The sequence below is a fragment of the Martinezella lusitana genome (assembly GCF_900094565.1).
Classification (GTDB): Bacteria; Pseudomonadota; Alphaproteobacteria; order Rhizobiales; family Rhizobiaceae; genus Rhizobium; species Rhizobium lusitanum.
This window is the reverse complement of the sequence record NZ_FMAF01000001.1, coordinates 82,095-99,793: the sequence shown is the minus strand read 5'-3', so window position 1 is coordinate 99,793 and position 17,699 is coordinate 82,095. Positions and strand designations below refer to the sequence as shown.

The following is a 17,699-nucleotide window of genomic DNA, read 5'->3' as shown; positions in this document are numbered from 1 at the left end:
GCCTTTCAGGCCATATGAAATGCAAAACCCGGCGACCGAAATCGCCGGGTTTTTTGTGCTTAATTCGACGACCAGCCTAGTCGTTTGATGTGATCTTCAGGCCGATCATCTTTGGGATCGACTCTTTTGCGTTTCTCGCTGCTTCGATGACCGTCGACATCGGGATGGGTTGGGCGGGGGTCGCGCTAAACGTCAGGCTTCCGGGATTGTTGGAATATTCAATAATCGCTCCTGAAAGCATCCTTTGGAGATCGGGAATATCAAGCTCTGCTGTTAACGCCAGCATTTCTTTAGCGAAGCGGTTCGCAGATTGTGCACGCGTCACATGGTCCCATTGACTCACGTAGTCGAGCGCGCGGTTGGTGACTGACGCATCGTCAAAACGGATCTGCGCGCTATTCAACGTCAATTGTTGAACGAATGCGAGAGCCAGCAAGTATTTAGCATTTTTGGTATTCTCATCGTCCTTGGCGCCGGTCATGGAGGAGTAAAGTGCAACCGTGGTGTTGTAGAGTCCCGGGGTGATGCCCGAGAAGCTGAGCTGTACATTCAGCTTCCCCATATTCTCCAGATCGATCGTGTAGTCCGTCAGATCATACTTGCCGGTCGAAAACTCCCAGCTGCTTTTCATGGAAAATGTTGCGTGCAGGTTTTGCAGCCCAAAATATCGAATTGCTTCAGAGCTTACTGGCATTTGAGCAAGGGAGAGATCGGCGACAATTCCGTCGATTGTGAAGCTGGAATCGACGCCTTTTCTGTCTGGACGTTTCGTTGAGACAGAATTGGCAGTGGATATGGAGAAAAACTTTTCACCGACTTTTAGAGAGGACACCGGGCCAGCATGTGCGTGATAAGTGAATACCGAGTCGATATCGCTCAGCGTCGCATTCGCGGGAATCTCGAGATCGTCCACCCTGAGTCCCGCTGCCCTGGCACTAAAGTCTTTTTGCTCTGTTGTAACATCGGGAATGAGCACCTTCTCGATTGTATAACCGCCCGCCCGTTCGGCCACGCCAGTCATCGTGACATCGCCGAGGGCAAACCCGGTTCTTCCTCGCGTATATATCGCGTTTTTTAGGACGACGGTTGAACCGTTAACATCGACGTTTCCGGCCTCGATCGAGTCGCCTATTTGCGCGGCTATCGCATTGTTAAGCTTCTTTAGGACGTCGGCACCATCCAACGCGAAGGCGGAGTTGGCAAAGAACACAAGTCCTGCGCTGACTGCGATCAGCTGGGTTGCGCGATAGAAAATCATGGCTGAGTCGTCTCGACTAAAAGATGTTGATCTACACGGCTGGATTGCGCATTGTGTTGCAATCTCTAGCAATATGTCATCGAAATTCCAATAATAGTTGTATTCGGAATTCGGTATTTTGAGCTTCATCTGGGCTGTTTGCAAAAGCGTAACGGCTCATGCTTTCGCAGCGTCCATTTTCATGAAATGCAAAACCCGGCGACCTTTTCGTGTTTTGTTGGGGCCTAGAGTGCGGCGTAGATCGCGTCGCGAAGATCGATGGTGAACTGGCCCCACATACCCTCGAGCGCCGTGTTGGTCAGCGCCACGGCCGTCAGCTTTTTCTTAGGATCGATGAACCAGCTATGGCCATAGACGCCGCCCCATTTGATTGTGCCTGCGGAGAAGGGGACCTGCGCCTCGACAGGGTCGACAACGACGGACCAGCCATAGCCGAAACCGAAGCCGGGTTGCTGCGGCTGCATATGGCCACCCGCCTGATCGGCCATCATGGCCTTCACGGTATCGGTCGACAGCAGCGGAGCACCGCCCTTGCGCACGGTTTCGAGGATGGCGAGCACGTCGCTCGCCGTACCGACCATGCCCGCGCCGCCGGACTGATAGGAACCGGGATCGAAAATTCTGTCCGGCGCAAAGCGGATCGTGCCATCGAGTATGGGCATAATCGCCTCATCCCCCATCCGCTGCGGTTCGGGCTCCGCATTCATATAGGCCGCAGCGAGGCGGTTGCGGTCGCGCACCGAAAAGGCAGTGTCGGAAAGCCCAAGCGGTCTCATGACCAGTTCCGCGACTGCCGTGTCGAGATTGCCGCCGGTTTCCTTTTCGATGGTGCCGCCAAGCACATCCATCGCTAGGGAATACTGCCAGCCTTCGCCAGGTGCAAAGAGAAGGGGTGCGGTTGCGAGGCGCTGGAGATTGTCCGCAATCGAACGGCCCGGTGTGTCGAGACCGTCGGATACGCCGGCACGATGATAAGGACCGTCCTGCTCCTCGGCGAAGGTGTAACCCAGCCCGGACGTGTGCGTGAGGAGGTGCCGGATGCGAATGACCGGCTCGCTCCCGTCGGGCAGGCGGGGCCGGAAATCCGGCAGCCATTTGGTGATCGGATCATCGAGCCCGATGCGGCCCTGTTCGACAAGCCGCATGGCGGTAATGGTGACGATGGGCTTGGTGATGGAGGCAAGGCGGAAGATCGCATCTTCCTGCATTGCCACATCGTTTTCTCGGTCCGCCAGACCGGCGGCGCGGTGATAGGCCAGCTCTCCGTCCTTTGCGATCAGGACAACCGCTCCGACCAGCCTCTTATCCGCCAGGGCGGCTTGAATTGCGGCATCAACGCCTTCAGCAAGGCCGCCGTCGCTCGGGCGCGCGGAATTTTCCAGGGGAAGACTCATGGGGCAAAACCTTCTATAATCACAATGACCATTCCTGAATAAACCAGATCGGGAAATAATTCTAGAGTGACCATTGTGAAAAATAGAAAAGAGACGGAAAATTCTTCACTGCGCAAGCGCGGGCGCCCGCCCGCCTTCGATCGCGAAACGGTTCTTGCCGCTGCGCGCGATACATTTTGGCAGCACGGCTACGATGGCTCCTCCATCGCGGATCTGACAGCCGCGATGCGGATTACGCCGCAAAGCCTCTACGCGGCCTTCGGCTCGAAGGCAGAGCTTTATCGCGAGACGCTCGAGCAGTATCGGCGCATGCCCCGGCCTGAACCGGGCAATCCATTTGAGGCGAACGTGGATACGGTGAGCGCTTTCGAGCGCTTCCTCACGAACTCTGCAAAGATCTTCACGGCGCCGGAACATCCGAAAGGCTGCATGATTTCGACGGCGGTGCTGAACTGTGCCGAGGAGAACGAGCCGATCGCCCATCATGTCTCGTCGATGCGCCTGCAGACGCTGGATGTGTTCACGACGAGGATCGAACGCGGCATGGCGGAGGGCGATATGCGGGCGGATACCAATGCGCGCTCGCTTGCGCGTTTTCTGGGAGCGATCGTGCAGGGCATGTCCGTTCAGGCGCGGGATGGCGCCACTACGGACGAACTGCTCGCCCTGATCGGGCATGCGACCAGTGAGCTTCGAAAATATCAGCTTCCGCAACCGGCCGATCGTTGAAGACGAAAAAACCCGGCGACAGAGATCGCCGGGTTCTTGAATTGCCAGATGAAAGGCCGATCAATCGTTCGACGAAACCTTGAGGCCGATGACCTGCGGGATCGACTGCGGGGCGCCCATGGCGGCACCGATGATCATCGGCACCGGAACCGGCTTGCCCGGAGCGGCGGTAACCGTCAGGCTCTTCGGATTGTCGAGATAGGCGCTGACAGCCGTAGACACGGCGTTCTGCAGTTCCGGAACGTTGAGCTGCGCCATCATGATCGGCGTCATCGCCTTCAGCGTATCGGCCAGCTGCTTGCCGGTGACGCCCTGCTGCTTGCCGGCGAAATCAAGCGCGCGAGCGGTGATCGACGCGTCGTCGAAGCGGATCTGGGCGCTGTTGAAGGTCAGCTGCTGGAGAAGGCCCAGCATGGCGAGACCGGCCGACTGCTGTGCTTCCTGCTGGTTCGGATTGGCACGTACCGTCTTCAGCGCATCCTGCATCGACTTGGCGAAGGCAGGCGTGTAGCCGGAAATGCTGAAGGCCAGGTTGAGCTTGCCGATATCCTTGAAATCGAAGGAATATTCGGTGATGTCGATCGTGCCTGGCCCGATCGCCCAGCTGCCCTTCATGGCGATCGCGCCATTGATCTCCTGCAGGTTGAGCGCGGCGATCGCATCCTTGGCCTTCGGGTCGTCGACCTTGCTGAGGTCGGCCTTGACGCCGTTGATCTTCGCATCGAAGTCGAGGCCCGACTTGTCGTCGCGCTTGGTCATCGTCGCGTCGGCGTTCTCGATCGAGAACACCTCGGCGCCGTCCTTGGTGACGGACAAGGTGCCGGCATGCGCACTCTTGTAGAACAGCAGCGAGCCGAGATCGCCCTTGGTTGCGTCGGCCGGTACTTCGACACCGCTCAGTGTGAGATCGGCGGCGGCGATGGCGACACCGTCCTTATCGATATCAACATCCGGAAAGGCGACTTCGCCGATCGTGTAGCCGCCGTCTTCTTCCTCAACGTCGCTCATGGTGATGTCGCCCAGCGGAATGCTGTCCTGCATCCCCGCTGCCTTGAAGCTGGCACCTTTCAGCGTCACGGTGGTGCCGTCGATGTCGACGCCATTAGCGGCAATCGAGCCGCCTTGCTGTCCGTAGACATCGTTGATCTTCTTCAGGAGGTCGTTGCCATCAAGCGCAAAGGCCGAGCTGGCGATAGACAAGATTGCGGCGCTGCACAGCATCAGCCGCGTTGTCCGATAGAAAGTCATGATGGCGTTTCCTCTTTGAGCCGGTGGTGTTGTAGGCGGGGCGTACAGATTGAGCGTGTACCGCGGTGTTTTATATTGGTCTTTTTCCAAAATTCCAATGACAATGAGGTTGCGAGCAAGTGCAGCAAAAATATGTCTGTTTCGGCATCGCAACCCGCGTTGAACGGGCTTCATCCACAGGTGCTTTCAGCGGATTTCTTGCCGGGAATCGGTATTTTCGATAGTCAAGGATCATGGGACAAAATCTTTTACCGCCTGGTGGCGGCGATGACGACAGCATCCTTCCGGTCGACCTGAAGGCCGCGCTCGAAGAGCGCTACCTGGCTTATGCCTTGTCGACGATCATGCACCGTGCACTTCCGGACGTGCGCGACGGCCTGAAGCCGGTGCACCGCCGCATCGTCTATGCGATGAGCGAAATGGGATTGCGTCCCAATTCGGCCTTCCGCAAATGCGCCAAGATCGTCGGCGAGGTGATGGGTAACTATCACCCGCATGGCGACCAATCGATCTATGACGCGTTGGCCCGTCTGGCGCAGGATTTCTCGCAGCGCTATACGCTGGTCAACGGCCAGGGCAATTTCGGGAATATCGACGGCGATAGCCCGGCCGCGATGCGCTACACCGAATCCAAGATGACGGCGGTGTCCGAGCTGTTGCTCGAAGGCATCGACCAGGATGCGGTCGATTTCCGCGATACCTACGACGAGTCGAATTCCGAACCCGTCGTTCTGCCGGGTGCTTTCCCCAATCTGCTCGCCAACGGCTCTTCCGGCATCGCCGTCGGCATGGCGACCTCCATTCCGTCGCACAACGCCCATGAGCTTTGCGACGCGGCATTGCATCTGATCAAGGACCGCGAAGCCACCGTCGAGAAACTGGTGGAGCTGTATATTCCCGGCCCGGACTTTCCGACGGGCGGCATCATTATCGACGATCGCCGGAGCATCATCGAAAGCTACAGGACGGGCCGCGGGGGATTTCGCGTTCGCGCCAAATGGGAGATCGAGGATCTCGGCCGCGGTGGCTACCAGATTGTCGTTACGGAAATTCCGTTCCAGGTGCAGAAGTCACGGCTGATCGAGAAGATCGCTGAGCTGCTGCTGGCACGCAAGCTGCCGCTTCTGGAAGACATTCGCGATGAATCCGCCGAGGACATCCGCGTCGTCCTGATACCGAAGAGCCGCACCGTCGATGCGACGATCCTGATGGAATCGATGTTCAAGCTGACGGAGCTGGAGAGCCGCTTCCCGCTCAACATGAACGTCCTGTCCATGGGCCGCATCCCGAAGGTCATGGCACTGAACGAGGTGCTGAAGGAGTGGCTCGACCATCGCCGCGAGGTATTGCTGCGTCGGTCGCGCTTCCGGCTCGCCGCCATCGAAAAGCGGCTCGAAATCCTCGGTGGCTTCCTGATCGCCTATCTCAACATCGACGAGGTCATCGCCATCATCCGCGAGGAGGATGAGCCGAAGCCTGTGATGATGGAGCGGTTCGGGCTCACGGACAATCAGGTCGAGGCGATCCTCAACATGCGGCTGCGCTCCCTGCGCAAGCTGGAAGAATTCGAGATCCGCAAGGAGTTCGACGGCCTGACCAAGGAAAAGACCGATATAGAATCGCTGCTCGCCTCGGAAGAGAAGCAGTGGCAGACGGTCGCCTGGGAAATCGGCGAGGTAAAGAAGAAATTCGCCAAGGCAACCGAGATCGGTCGTCGCCGCACGCAGTTCGCTGAGGCGCCCGAGGCCGACGACGCCGCGATCCAGCAGGCGATGATCGAGAAAGAACCGATCACCGTCGTCGTCTCGGAAAAGGGCTGGATCCGCGCCCTGAAGGGCCACATTTCCGATACGTCGTCGCTCACTTTCAAGGAGGGCGATGGGCTGAAGGTTGCCTTCCCGGCGCAGACGACGGATAAGATCCTGATCATCACGACGGGCGGCAAGGCCTATACGCTCGGCGGCGACAAGCTGCCCGGCGGCCGCGGCCATGGCGAGCCGCTGCGCATCATGGTCGACATGGAGAACGATCAGGACGTGCTGACGGCCTTCGTCCACGAGCCGCAGCGCAAGCAACTGATCGCCTCGACCTCAGGCAACGGCTTCATCGTGCCCGAGGCGGAACTGGTCGCCAATACCCGCAAGGGCAAGCAGATCATGAACGTGTCCTACCCGGACGAGACGAAGCTTCTGGTTTCGATCTCCGGTGATCACGCCGCGGTGGTCGGCGAGAACCGCAAGATGATCATCTTCCCGCTGTCGCAGGTGCCGGAAATGTCGCGCGGCAAGGGCGTGCGTCTGCAGCGCTACAAGGATGGCGGCGTCGCTGACATCAGGTGCTTTGCCATTGCGGACGGCCTGACATGGGAAGACAGTGCCGGCCGGACCTTCACCAAGACCAGGGACGAGCTGGCGGAATGGCTGGGCGATCGTGCCGGCGCCGGCAGGGCCGTACCGAAGGGCTTCCCCAGAAGCGGTAAGTTTTCAGGGTGAGTAGCGATCGGGCGAAGCCCGAGCAATCGACCCGGTGGGTCGATTGCAGCGACGAATGCCTTGAGCCTTAGCGAAGGGCCGGGTGGTGCGTCAGGGATCAATCGGTATAGGGGATGCAGACGTCACGTAGGAAACGCGTCGCGCCTTCTTCATCAATCTCTCCGGCGGCCACCGCAACGACGAAACTGTAGAGGTGGGCAGCGGGGGATATCAACCTGAGCGCATCATCCGGCGATCGCCGCTCGGGTCCTGACCCGCGCCTGCCAAAGCGAATGGGCGCCGAGCGCGAGGATCAGTATGGCCCCGCCGGCCAGAGCCATGTTGGTCGGCGCTTCGGCAAAGATCAGCCAGACCCAGATCGGCGCCAGGATCGTTTCCAGCAGATAGAACATCGCTACTTCCGGCGCTGAAAGAAAGCGCGTGCCTGTCGCAAGGCACCAGAAGGAGAGGGGCATCAGCACTGCGCCGTCGAGAAGAATCCAGCCGGGTTGGTCGATGGAAAAGCCTGAGGGAACGAGATGATAAAGCCCGGCTGCGGCCGGAATGACAGCCGATAGCAGCGATGCGAAGCCCATATCGCGCCGCGAGGCGCGGCCGATGGTAATGGCGCAGGCGATGGAGAAAGACGCCAGCACGGAAAGCGCATCGCCCAGCAGATGACCGCCCTCCATGCCGTCTCCGACGATCAGGCCGACGCCCAGGAGCATGACGGCCATGGTGACGAAAGTCGAAAGGGCCGGGCGCTCCTTGAGGAAGATCCACGAAAGAAGCGCCGTGAACATCGGATTGAGCGCGATGATAAACACGACATTCGCCGCCGTCGTGTAATAGACGGCGAGAAGAAAGGTGATGGTCGTCAGGCCGTAGAAGAGGCCGACGGGAAGCCCGAGCCAGCCCGGCAGCACACTTCGCAACGAGCCGGTAACGCGTCGGATGATCACAAGGACGGTCAGTGCCACGACGATCGTTGCCAGGCTGCGTGCTGACAGCACCGACCACACGTCACCACTGGAAAGGCGGATCAACGGTATGTCCATCGACAAGGCCAAACCGCCGAACGTGGTCAGCAACAGGCCCTTCCTGTGATCGGAGAGATTGGAGAACATTCAGCGGATGCTGCCGTCGTCGGCGTTCGTGGCAGGATCGAAACGCTCCCAGCCGCGCGGCGTCAGATGTTCCTGAGGTTGGAAACGTGTCTTGTAGTCCATCTTGCGGGAGCCCTTGACCCAATAGCCGAGATAGACATGCGGCAGCCCGAGCGCCTTCGCCCGCTTGATATGATCGAGGATCATGAAGGTCCCGAGCGACCGCTGGTCGTGATCGGGATTGAAGTAGGAATAGACCATCGACAGCCCGTCGCTCATCACGTCGGTCAACGCCGCCGCCAATAGCTCGCCTTTCGGGCGTTGCTCCAGGCCCGAGCCTTCTTCGCGCCGGCGATATTCGATGATGCGGGTGTTGACGTGCGTGTCCTCGACCATGATGGCATAGTCCAGCACGGTCATGTCGGACATGCCGCCCTGCTGATGGCGATAGTCGAGATAACGGCGGAAGAGGGAATATTGCTCGCTCGAGGGCTGTGCCGGAAATTCGGTGGCGATGACATCGCTATTCGTGGACAGCACCCGCTTCATCGAGCGGCTTGCTTCGAATTCCTGGGCGAGAATGCGCACCGATATGCAGGCCCGGCAGGCTTCGCAGGCGGGGCGATAGGCGATGTTCTGGGAACGGCGGAAGCCGCCTTGGGTCAGAATATCGTTCATCTCGGCAGCGCGCGGGCCGACAAGGTGTGTGAAGACCTTGCGTTCCATCTCGTGCGGCAAATACGGACAGGCAGCGGGTGCCGTCAGGTAAAACTGCGGAGATGGCGTCGACTGCGTATTCATCTGCCGTTGATTGCCCCTTTTACCGGCACCGGTTTTTTACAAGCATGGCCCAAGTTTAGAAAACGTCAACTACGTCCTTTGGTAAAGAACACAGTTTCCTAATTGACCATGCGTAAAAGCGTGTTTCTGCGGGCCAACAGGCTCCGCAGGGATCGGATCTTATGTTGCGGCTGGCGCCCCGTTTTATGCCGTACGGGCGATGACCGTGCCGAGCAACAGGTCGTGCACCAGGCGGCTGCGATCGGTGAAGAGGCCCGCCAGCAGAATAAGCGGCGTCAGGACGGAATTGAGTATCCAGAACAGCGCCAGATGGACGATCGCGGTCAGGAAATCCATCCGCCGGCCATCGACGCGCACCATCGTCAGGCCCATCGCGCGCATGCCGAGCGAAGCCTGATAAGGCCCACCAAGCGTCCAGCCGAAATAGAGGCCGGCAACGATGATGAAGAGCGCCGGATAAAGGAAGAAACCGAGCCCAAACGTCAGGATCGACACGAAGAACAGCACCACGGCCGCCGGGATGCAGAGCAGAGCGACGATGACATAGTCGACGATGAAGGCGAAGATGCGCCGGCTCAGCACGCCACTATAGGCGCGCCAGTCGTCCGGTGCTGCATAAAGCGGGCTAGGGTTCAGGCTCATCACTTTTCCTCCTTCGCGCATAACTCCTTCGATCGTCCAGATTTAAGGAAAGGCTTATGCGCAGATTAAAGAATCTACCGCGACCTTTGCGCGTCCGCCAGGACGCGCGGCGCAGTAGAGAAACATTTGCCGAACATATGGTATGAGGTCCGGCAAATACAATAAGCATGCGGCAGGCGTATGGCTGGAAACTATTTCTTTGCCAGATGCCTCGCCACATCCATTGCGAAATAGGTGAGGATGCCGTCGCAGCCCGCGCGCTTGAAGGCGAGGAGGGTTTCCAGCATCACCTTGTCACCGTCGATCCAGCCGTTGGCGGCGGCCGCCTTGATCATCGCGTATTCGCCGGAGACCTGATAGGCGAAGGTCGGAAGGCCGAATGCCTCCTTCAGCCGCCAACAGATGTCGAGATAGGGCAGGCCCGGCTTGACCATCAGCATGTCGGCGCCTTCCTCGACGTCGAGTGCTGCGTCCCGCACGGCTTCGGTGCCGTTTGCCGGGTCGATATAATAGGTCTTTTTGTCGCCCTTCAGCAGGCCGCCAGTCGAGATCGCCTCGCGGTAGGGGCCGTAGAAGGCCGAGGTGAACTTTGTCGCATAGCTCATGATGCCGACGCTCTGATGGCCGGCGGCGTCAAGAGCGTGGCGGATCGCGCCGATGCGCCCGTCCATCATCTCCGAAGGCGCGATGATGTCGGCGCCGGCATCCGCCTGATAGACGGCCGCGCGCGCGACCTGCTCGACCGTCTCGTCGTTGACGATCTCGTTGCCGCGCAGGATGCCGTCATGGCCGTGGCTGGTGAAGGGGTCGAGGGCGACATCGGTGATAACGCCGATGTTCGGCACCGCCTTCTTGATCGCCGCGCTGGCAAGATTGATGAGATTGTTCTTCTCGAGGCTGTTCGAGCCTGTTTCGTCGCGCAGTTCCATCTCGATGTTCGGGAAGGTGGCGAGCGCTGGAATGCCGAGGTCGGCCGCCTCCTTCGCCGCTTCCACCGCCTTGTCTACAGTCATGCGATTGACGCCTGGCATGGCGGGGATCGGCTCCACGATGCCGGTGCCGGGGATGAGAAAGATCGGCCAGATCAGATCGTCGACGGCGAGCCTGTTTTCCTGCACCAGGCGGCGGGTCCAGTCGGCCTTGCGGTTGCGCCGCATGCGCCGATGCCCGGTAATCTCATCAACGAGGTGCGTCTTGTTCTCCATGGTGCCGCCGTCCTTCTTCGTCTATCTATGGCCTTATTGTATAGGCAGCGTACCTATCACGCTGTCCCCAGGATTCAAAACCCGGCGAAAGGCCGCAGCCAAGATCGCTCTGGCGAGGCGAGTGCCTCCTACGTATTGTTCGCGCATGGAACCTGATTCTTCGACCGTACCCAAGAATTCGCTGACGGACATTCTGTTCGTGCTGTTCCTGCGGCTGATCGCGATCGCGTGCTTCTGGCTCGGCCTGCAATATTGGGCGATGCTGGTCGGCTATTCGCTTGGTGGCCATGCGCGCTTCGATCTGCTCGATCTGCCGTGGAAGGTCGCCAGCGCCGGGCTTGCCGTCGTCTTCCCCGTTGCGGCACTCGGATTGTGGCTGACGGTATCCTGGGGTCCGGTCATCTGGGTGCTGGCCGCGGGCGGCCAGGGATTGATGTACGGCGTCTGGCCGGAGATATTCGGATCCAATCCGCTGATCATGATCTTGCATGCCTGCGTGGCCGTGCTTTATTGCCTGTTCCGCATCCTTTTGTGGCAGGAGAAGCGGCGCCGCCGGCAGCAGCAGGTAATGGTTGATTTACCTTGAGACACCAAGACTTCGCGGTAAGATGCTGTTAAGCCTGCAGTTTAAGTAGAATTTTATGTGTATTCGATAGGGTCTCACTCAAGGCGGGAAGAAAACGACACCGCCAAACAAAACAGAGTGAGGCCAAGTCATGATGAACACGAAAATCAAGCCGCAGGCAGTTTCGAATGCTCGGGATCAGCAGGTTGATGACATCCGGGGCCTGTACATGGAATCCCTTCACCTGGTGGAGCGCCTTCACCGTCGTCTCCTCGATGTGATCAAGGACGAGTTCGACCGCCAGGGTCGCGACGACGTCAATGCCGTCCAGGCGCTGCTCCTCTTCAACATCGGCAATTCCGAACTGACGGCCGGCGAGCTGCGCTCGCGCGGTTTCTACCTCGGCTCCAACGTTTCCTACAACGTCAAGAAGCTGGTCGATCTCGGCTTCATCAACCATCAGCGCTCGCGCATCGACCGTCGCTCGGTCCGCATCAGCCTGACGGAAACGGGCCAGGACATCGCCGAAACCGTTGCCAAGCTTTATGAGCGCCATATCGGCTCGATCGACAAGGTCGGCGGCATCGGCACCGACGAATTCACCCAGATGAACAAGCTCCTGCAGCGCCTCGACCGCTTCTGGAACGACTCGATCATGTACCGCCTGTAAGTAACGGCGACGGATCAACCGTAAGACCTTCCAGTAAAACAAGCCGGACACGTTCCCTGCGTGTCCGGCTTGAACGCGTCGTAGGACCCCTAATTGTGCGCTTTTTGCCACGACCGCTCTTCAGCTTCTGTTACATGTGCCGTGCAAAGCGGTTGTACCATTGACGGCAGGTCAGGACAGGTTATGAACCGCGGATAACTGTGGTATTTTAGCAATTGCAATATGACTCTTCTGTCGCGGCAGCACGGCAAGGCAAGTTTCATGCCGGGCGACACGAATTGGCCATATTGCTATGACAGCGGAAACCGACGGCAAGCGGCGTTCTCAAATCTCGATCTTCCGGTGCCTTCGCTTCGCAATATTGTGATAGTTCGTGGCGAAGTTTTTGATGGTGCTTTACGGGAACGGATCGATACTGAGCTGCGTTACTTGGCGCAAGCCGCGCTATTTACTGCTTCCTCTCTAGGCTGCGCATAATTGGATCGCAGCGCTGAACGGTTGGGATATGTCGAAGAAAAACGGAATTGAACCCTTTTCGCGCCGCTCTTTCCTGCGGTCGGCCGTAACTTTTGGCGCTGCCGCATTGGCTGCGCCGGCCCTTGCGCAAAACGCGACTCCGCTGGAGGCGCTGATCAACGACCGTTCTCGCGGCAATTGGGACGACCAGTTCGACGCCAAGGCCGCGGCACGCACGGCAGCCGCCGTCCAGTCGAACACGCCAATCCTCGGCCCTGATTCCGTACCGAACATCCAGCAGGCGATTGCCCGGTATCAGAGCATCGTTGCCAATGGCGGCTGGCCGCAGATCAATCCGACGAGCCAGCAGTCCATGCAGCTCGGCGTCACCGATCCCGCCGTGCAGTCGCTGCGCCAGCATCTGATGGTCACGGGAGACTTGCCGCGCGAGGCGGGTATTTCCTCATCCTTCGATTCCTACGTTGACGGCGCCGTCAAGCGTTTCCAGGCCCGCCACGGTCTTCCGCCGGATGGCGTCCTCGGCGATTTCACGCTGAAGGCGATGAACATCTCGGCCAATGTCCGCCTGCAGCAGCTGAATACCAACCTCGTTCGCCTCCAGACGTTCCCGTCCGATCTCGGTCGCCGTCATGTCATGGTCAACATCCCGGCAACCCGTGTCGAAGCCGTGCAGGATGGCCAGGTGGCGCTGCGTCACGAAGCGATCGTCGGCCGGGAATCGCGCCCGACGCACATCATCAATTCAAAGATCTACGAGGTCATCCTCAACCCCTATTGGACGGCGCCGCGCTCCATCATCATCAAGGACATCATGCCGCTGATGCGGAAGGATCCGACCTACCTGACGAGGAGCAATATCCGCCTTCTCGACGGCAAGGGCCAGGAAGTTGCGCCTGAGACGATCGACTGGAATTCGGACAAGGCTCCGGACCTGATGTTCCGTCAGGACCCGGGCAAGACCAACGCCATGGCGTCCACGAAGATCAACTTCCACAACCCCAACAACGAATATATGCACGACACGCCGGAGCAGGGCCTGTTCAACAAGCTGATGCGTTTCGATAGCTCGGGCTGTGTGCGCGTTCAGAACGTGCGCGACCTGGCGACCTGGCTGCTGACCGAAACGCCCGGCTGGCCGCGCCAGCACATCGAGCAGGTCATCTCCACCCGCGTCAACACGCCGATTACGCTTGCGACGGAAGTGCCGGTTTATTTCGTCTATATCTCCGCGTGGAGCGCTGCCGACGGTATCGTTCAGTTCCGCGACGATATCTATAATCTCGACGGCAATTCCGAGCTCGCGCTCGAAACGACCCAGGGCATGGAGCAGCCGGTTCAATAATCGGCTTCCAACCGCAATTGAGATCGAAGCCGCGTCCTTGGATGCGGCTTTTTCATTGGCTGGCACCCCTCAGCGTAGAATGCCCAGCAAATGTCGCTGATCGTATTGCCCTCGCGCGACCCTGACGCTAATACCAATTGCATTGCCGTTCCGGCCCGTTCAGGAGCTTTCACGATGACTAATCCGTTCACCGAACCTTTCTTCAATCGCTCGCTTGCCGATACCGATCCGGAAATCTTCGGTGCGATCGGCAAGGAATTGGGTCGCCAGCGGCATGAGATCGAACTGATCGCCTCGGAAAACATCGTTTCCCGCGCCGTGCTGGAAGCGCAGGGCTCGATCATGACGAACAAATATGCCGAAGGCTATCCGGGCAAGCGCTATTATGGCGGCTGCCAGTTCGTCGATATCGCCGAAGAGCTTGCCATCGAGCGCGCCAAGAAGCTGTTCGGCGTCAACTTCGCCAACGTCCAGCCGAATTCCGGCTCGCAGATGAACCAGGCCGTATTTCTGGCGCTGCTGCAGCCCGGCGACACCTTCATGGGTCTCGATCTCAATTCGGGCGGTCATCTGACGCATGGTTCGCCGGTCAACATGTCCGGCAAGTGGTTCAACGTCGTTTCCTACGGCGTGCGCGAAGGCGATAACCTGCTCGACATGGAAGCGGTTCAACGCAAGGCCGAGGAAACCAGGCCGAAGCTGATCATCGCCGGCGGCACCGCCTATTCCCGCATCTGGGACTGGAAGCGCTTCCGCGAGATCGCCGACAGCGTCGGCGCCTACCTGATGGTCGACATGGCCCATATCGCCGGCCTCGTCGCCGGTGGCCAGCATCCGTCGCCATTCCCGCATTGCCACGTTGCGACGACCACGACCCACAAGTCGCTTCGCGGCCCGCGCGGCGGCATGATCCTCACCAATGACGAGGATCTGGCCAAGAAGTTCAATTCGGCCGTCTTCCCCGGCCTGCAGGGTGGCCCGCTGATGCATGTCATCGCCGCCAAGGCCGTGGCGCTCGGCGAAGCGCTGCAGCCGGAATTCCAGGATTATGCCGCGCAGATCGTCAAGAACGCCAAGGCGCTGGCCGAAACGCTGATCTCCGGCGGCGTCGACGTCGTCTCCGGCGGCACCGACAACCACTTGATGCTGGTCGACCTGCGCAAGAAGAATGCCACCGGCAAGCGCGCCGAGGCCGCTCTTGGCCGCGCCTACGTCACCTGCAACAAGAACGGCATCCCGTTCGATCCGGAGAAGCCTTTCGTCACCTCCGGCGTCCGTCTCGGCACCCCGGCCGGCACGACGCGCGGTTTCAAGGAAGCCGAATTCCGCGAAATCGGCAATCTCATCATCGAAGTGCTCGACGGACTGAAGGTTGCCAATTCGGATGAAGGCAATGCTGCCGTCGAGGCCGCCGTGCGCGAGAAGGTGGTCAAGCTCACGGACCGCTTCCCGATGTACGGCTATATGGGCTGAGGAGGGCGGATGCGCTGCCCCTATTGCGGTACGGAAGATACCCAGGTCAAGGATTCGCGCCCGGCGGAGGATAATACCTCCATCCGCCGGCGGCGGATCTGTCCCGATTGCGGCGGCCGGTTCACCACGTTCGAGCGCGTGCAGCTCCGCGAGCTGATGGTCATCAAAAAGACCGGCCGCAAGGTGCTCTTCGATCGCGACAAGCTGGTGCGGTCCTTCGAGATCGCCCTGCGCAAGCGTCCGGTCGACCGTGACCGTATCGAACGCGCCGTTTCCGGCATCGTTCGCCGCCTCGAAAGCTCCGGTGAGACGGAAATCAGCTCGGAACAGATCGGCCTCCAGGTGCTGGAGGCGCTGAAGACCCTCGATGACGTCGCCTTCGTGCGCTATGCCTCGGTCTATCGCGATTTTTCGCATGCCGAGGATTTCGAGCATGTGATCAACGAGATCAACGCCAAGATCGCCCGCGATCCGCTGGATCCTTGACCATGACGCAGCGGTCCGAGGACGAGCGTTTCATGGCTGCGGCAATCCGCCTGTCGCGCACGCATCTCGGGCTGACCTCCACCAACCCATCCGTCGGCTGCCTTGTCGTCAAAGACGGCGTGGTCATTGGCCGTGGCGTCACGGCCGTCGGTGGCCGCCCCCATGCGGAGCCCCAGGCTCTGGCCGAGGCGGGCGAGGCGGCGAGGGACGCCACGGCCTATGTGACGCTCGAACCCTGCTCGCATTATGGCAAGACGCCGCCCTGCGCCGAGGCGCTGATCGCCTATGGCGTCGCGCGGGTCGTGATCAGCGTCACGGATCCTGATCAGCGCGTTTCCGGGCGCGGCATCAAGATGCTGCGCGACGCCGGCATTGAAGTCGATACAGGCATTCTGGAGGAAGAGGGAAGGCGGTCTCTGGCAGGATACCTCATGCGCCAGACGAGAAACAGGCCCTATGTAACTCTGAAGCTTGCTATTTCCGCCGATGGAATGATCGGCAGGACAGGCGAAGGGCAGGTGCGCATCACCGGCGATATCGCTCGCGCCCAGGTGCAGATGCTGCGTGCCGAAAGCGACGCCATTCTCGTCGGCATCGGCACGGCGATAGCGGACGATCCGGAATTGACCTGTCGGCTTCCCGGCCTTGAGGACCGCTCGCCGTTGCGCGTCGTCATCGATGAAGACCTTCAGCTTCCGCTCGGCAGCAAGTTGGTGAGGACGGCGCGGCAATATCCGGTCATCGCCGTTGCCGGCCATCCGCCACCCTTCGACGAGAATACCGACAGCGCCTTTTTAGGCCGCCGTGCCGCTCTCGATGCCGCCGGCGTCGAGGTGTTGCAGTCTAATTCGGGCGAGCCGGGAGAGTTGCTGGAAGCCTTGGGCACGCGGGGGATTTCCTCCCTGCTGGTCGAGGGCGGCGCGAAGACTGCGCGACGTTTCCTCGATGCTGATCTGGTCGACCGCATCCTGCTGTTCCAGGGGCCGGCCGATATCGGCGAAGGCGGTATTGAATCGCCTATCGTCAAATCCAATATCCCACCCAGTTTCATGCATATCAGCGAGAGCCAGTTCGGCGACGATCGCTGCGACGAATACGAAAGAGGTTTTTGATGTTTACCGGAATTGTCACCGATGTCGGCACGGTCGAATCCGTTTCTCCGCTCAAGGAAGGCATCAAGCTGCGCGTTGCTACCAAATACGATCCGACCACGATCGACATGGGCGCCTCGATTTCCCATGCCGGCGTCTGCCTGACGGTCACCGGATTGCCGCAGGAGGGCAGCAATGGACGCTGGTTCGAGGTAGAAGCCTGGGAGGAAGCCCTGCGGCTGACCACCATCGGCACCTGGGAAGCCGGAGCCAAGATCAATCTCGAGCGCTCGCTGAAGATCGGCGACGAGCTCGGCGGCCACATCGTTTCCGGCCATGTCGACGGCAAGGCGGAAATTCTCTCCGTGACGGCGGAAGGCGATGCGACCCGCTATCGCCTGCGCGCGCCGGCGCATCTTGCCAAGTTCGTCGCGCCCAAGGGGTCTATTGCGCTCGACGGCACGTCGCTCACGGTCAACGCCGTCGACGGCACCGACTTCGACGTGCTGCTGATCCGCCACACCTTGGAAGTCACCACCTGGGGCGAGCGCAAAGCGGGGGATTTCGTCAATTTCGAAGTCGATACCATGGCGCGCTATGCCGCTCGGCTGGCTGAATTTCCGGTCGCTCGTGAAGGGTGAACGTCACGCGGTAGCGGAGTAGGGGTGCCCATGAGCACCTCTCACTGGACTGCGGACACAGTCGGCATCAACCGATCGGCCGACGCGCCAGTCAGTCGTT

General features: G+C 59.8%; 17 protein-coding genes and 1 pseudogene. 10 read left to right on the top strand and 8 right to left on the bottom strand.

Going from position 1 to position 17,699, the window contains the following annotated elements:
* Nucleotides 1-76 precede the first annotated feature (76 nt).
* Together GA0061101_RS00435 and GA0061101_RS00430 are read right to left on the bottom strand one after the other, a co-directional pair.
* Nucleotides 77-1,258, bottom strand: coding sequence for a hypothetical protein (locus GA0061101_RS00435; RefSeq protein WP_037194067.1), 1,182 nt, complete (start codon nt 1,256-1,258; stop codon nt 77-79).
* Nucleotides 1,259-1,482: 224 nt separating this feature from the next.
* Nucleotides 1,483-2,652: a serine hydrolase domain-containing protein gene (locus tag GA0061101_RS00430; RefSeq protein WP_047552951.1), complete on the bottom strand. Its 1,170-nt coding sequence runs from the start codon at nt 2,650-2,652 to the stop codon at nt 1,483-1,485.
* 66 nt (nt 2,653-2,718) lie between these two features.
* Here GA0061101_RS00430 and GA0061101_RS00425 point away from each other — a divergent pair, with 66 nt between their 5' ends.
* On the top strand, nt 2,719-3,381 hold the full coding sequence (locus GA0061101_RS00425) for a TetR/AcrR family transcriptional regulator (protein WP_208864983.1): 663 nt from the start codon (nt 2,719-2,721) through the stop codon (nt 3,379-3,381).
* Nucleotides 3,382-3,441: 60 nt separating this feature from the next.
* Here GA0061101_RS00425 and GA0061101_RS00420 read toward each other — a convergent pair whose 3' ends face one another.
* Nucleotides 3,442-4,629 (bottom strand): hypothetical protein, encoded by a 1,188-nt coding sequence (locus tag GA0061101_RS00420; protein WP_037194071.1) that lies wholly within the window; start codon nt 4,627-4,629, stop codon nt 3,442-3,444.
* A gap of 233 nt (nt 4,630-4,862) precedes the next feature.
* On the opposite strand from GA0061101_RS00420, the gene parC reads away from it, so the two are divergent.
* Complete coding sequence (gene parC, locus GA0061101_RS00415; RefSeq protein WP_092572791.1) at nt 4,863-7,121, top strand: DNA topoisomerase IV subunit A; 2,259 nt, start codon at nt 4,863-4,865, stop codon at nt 7,119-7,121.
* A 97-nt stretch (nt 7,122-7,218) separates the two neighbouring features.
* Here the strand turns inward: parC and GA0061101_RS40000 are convergent.
* The 5 genes and pseudogenes from GA0061101_RS40000 to hemB all read right to left on the bottom strand — a co-directional run.
* A pseudogene (locus GA0061101_RS40000) lies at nt 7,219-7,320 on the bottom strand (type II toxin-antitoxin system death-on-curing family toxin); the annotation flags it as partial.
* Between the two features lie 25 nt (nt 7,321-7,345).
* Nucleotides 7,346-8,227 (bottom strand): DMT family transporter, encoded by an 882-nt coding sequence (locus GA0061101_RS00405; RefSeq protein ID WP_047639195.1) that lies wholly within the window; start codon nt 8,225-8,227, stop codon nt 7,346-7,348.
* Entirely contained in the window at nt 8,228-9,007 is a 780-nt protein-coding gene (locus GA0061101_RS00400; RefSeq protein WP_047639196.1) for an arginyltransferase, read from the bottom strand.
* 183 nt (nt 9,008-9,190) lie between these two features.
* Nucleotides 9,191-9,649 carry an RDD family protein gene (locus tag GA0061101_RS00395; RefSeq protein ID WP_037194080.1) on the bottom strand — a complete coding sequence of 153 codons (459 nt, stop codon included), beginning with the start codon at nt 9,647-9,649 and terminating at the stop codon, nt 9,191-9,193.
* Nucleotides 9,650-9,840: 191 nt separating this feature from the next.
* On the bottom strand, nt 9,841-10,854 hold the full coding sequence (gene hemB, locus GA0061101_RS00390) for a porphobilinogen synthase (protein WP_092572790.1): 1,014 nt from the start codon (nt 10,852-10,854) through the stop codon (nt 9,841-9,843).
* Between the two features lie 145 nt (nt 10,855-10,999).
* On the opposite strand from hemB, the gene GA0061101_RS00385 reads away from it, so the two are divergent.
* The 8 genes from GA0061101_RS00385 to GA0061101_RS00355 all read left to right on the top strand — a co-directional run bounded on the left by GA0061101_RS00385 (nt 11,000) and on the right by GA0061101_RS00355 (nt 17,599).
* Nucleotides 11,000-11,440: a DUF6163 family protein gene (locus GA0061101_RS00385; protein WP_037194086.1), complete on the top strand. Its 441-nt coding sequence runs from the start codon at nt 11,000-11,002 to the stop codon at nt 11,438-11,440.
* 133 nt (nt 11,441-11,573) lie between these two features.
* Complete coding sequence (gene ldtR / locus GA0061101_RS00380) at nt 11,574-12,089, top strand: transcriptional regulator LdtR (protein ID WP_037194421.1); 516 nt, start codon at nt 11,574-11,576, stop codon at nt 12,087-12,089.
* Between the two features lie 222 nt (nt 12,090-12,311).
* A complete protein-coding gene (locus GA0061101_RS39815) occupies nt 12,312-12,566 on the top strand; it encodes a hypothetical protein (protein WP_141694041.1) in 255 nt (84 codons plus the stop codon).
* A 28-nt stretch (nt 12,567-12,594) separates the two neighbouring features.
* Nucleotides 12,595-13,908, top strand: a complete 1,314-nt coding sequence (locus GA0061101_RS00375) for a L,D-transpeptidase family protein (protein ID WP_047552963.1) — start codon at nt 12,595-12,597, stop codon at nt 13,906-13,908.
* 174 nt (nt 13,909-14,082) lie between these two features.
* The gene (gene glyA / locus GA0061101_RS00370) at nt 14,083-15,381 is read left to right on the top strand and encodes a serine hydroxymethyltransferase (RefSeq protein ID WP_037194091.1); all 1,299 of its coding nucleotides are present in this window, start codon (nt 14,083-14,085) and stop codon (nt 15,379-15,381) included.
* Nucleotides 15,382-15,390: 9 nt separating this feature from the next.
* Entirely contained in the window at nt 15,391-15,867 is a 477-nt protein-coding gene (gene nrdR / locus GA0061101_RS00365; RefSeq protein WP_034487306.1) for a transcriptional regulator NrdR, read from the top strand.
* A 2-nt stretch (nt 15,868-15,869) separates the two neighbouring features.
* A complete protein-coding gene (gene ribD, locus GA0061101_RS00360; RefSeq protein ID WP_092572789.1) occupies nt 15,870-16,979 on the top strand; it encodes a bifunctional diaminohydroxyphosphoribosylaminopyrimidine deaminase/5-amino-6-(5-phosphoribosylamino)uracil reductase RibD in 1,110 nt (369 codons plus the stop codon).
* Nucleotides 16,979-17,599 carry a riboflavin synthase gene (locus GA0061101_RS00355; RefSeq protein ID WP_037194097.1) on the top strand — a complete coding sequence of 207 codons (621 nt, stop codon included), beginning with the start codon at nt 16,979-16,981 and terminating at the stop codon, nt 17,597-17,599. Before ribD ends, GA0061101_RS00355 begins: the two co-directional genes overlap by 1 nt.
* The last annotated feature ends 100 nt before the right edge of the window (nt 17,600-17,699 follow it).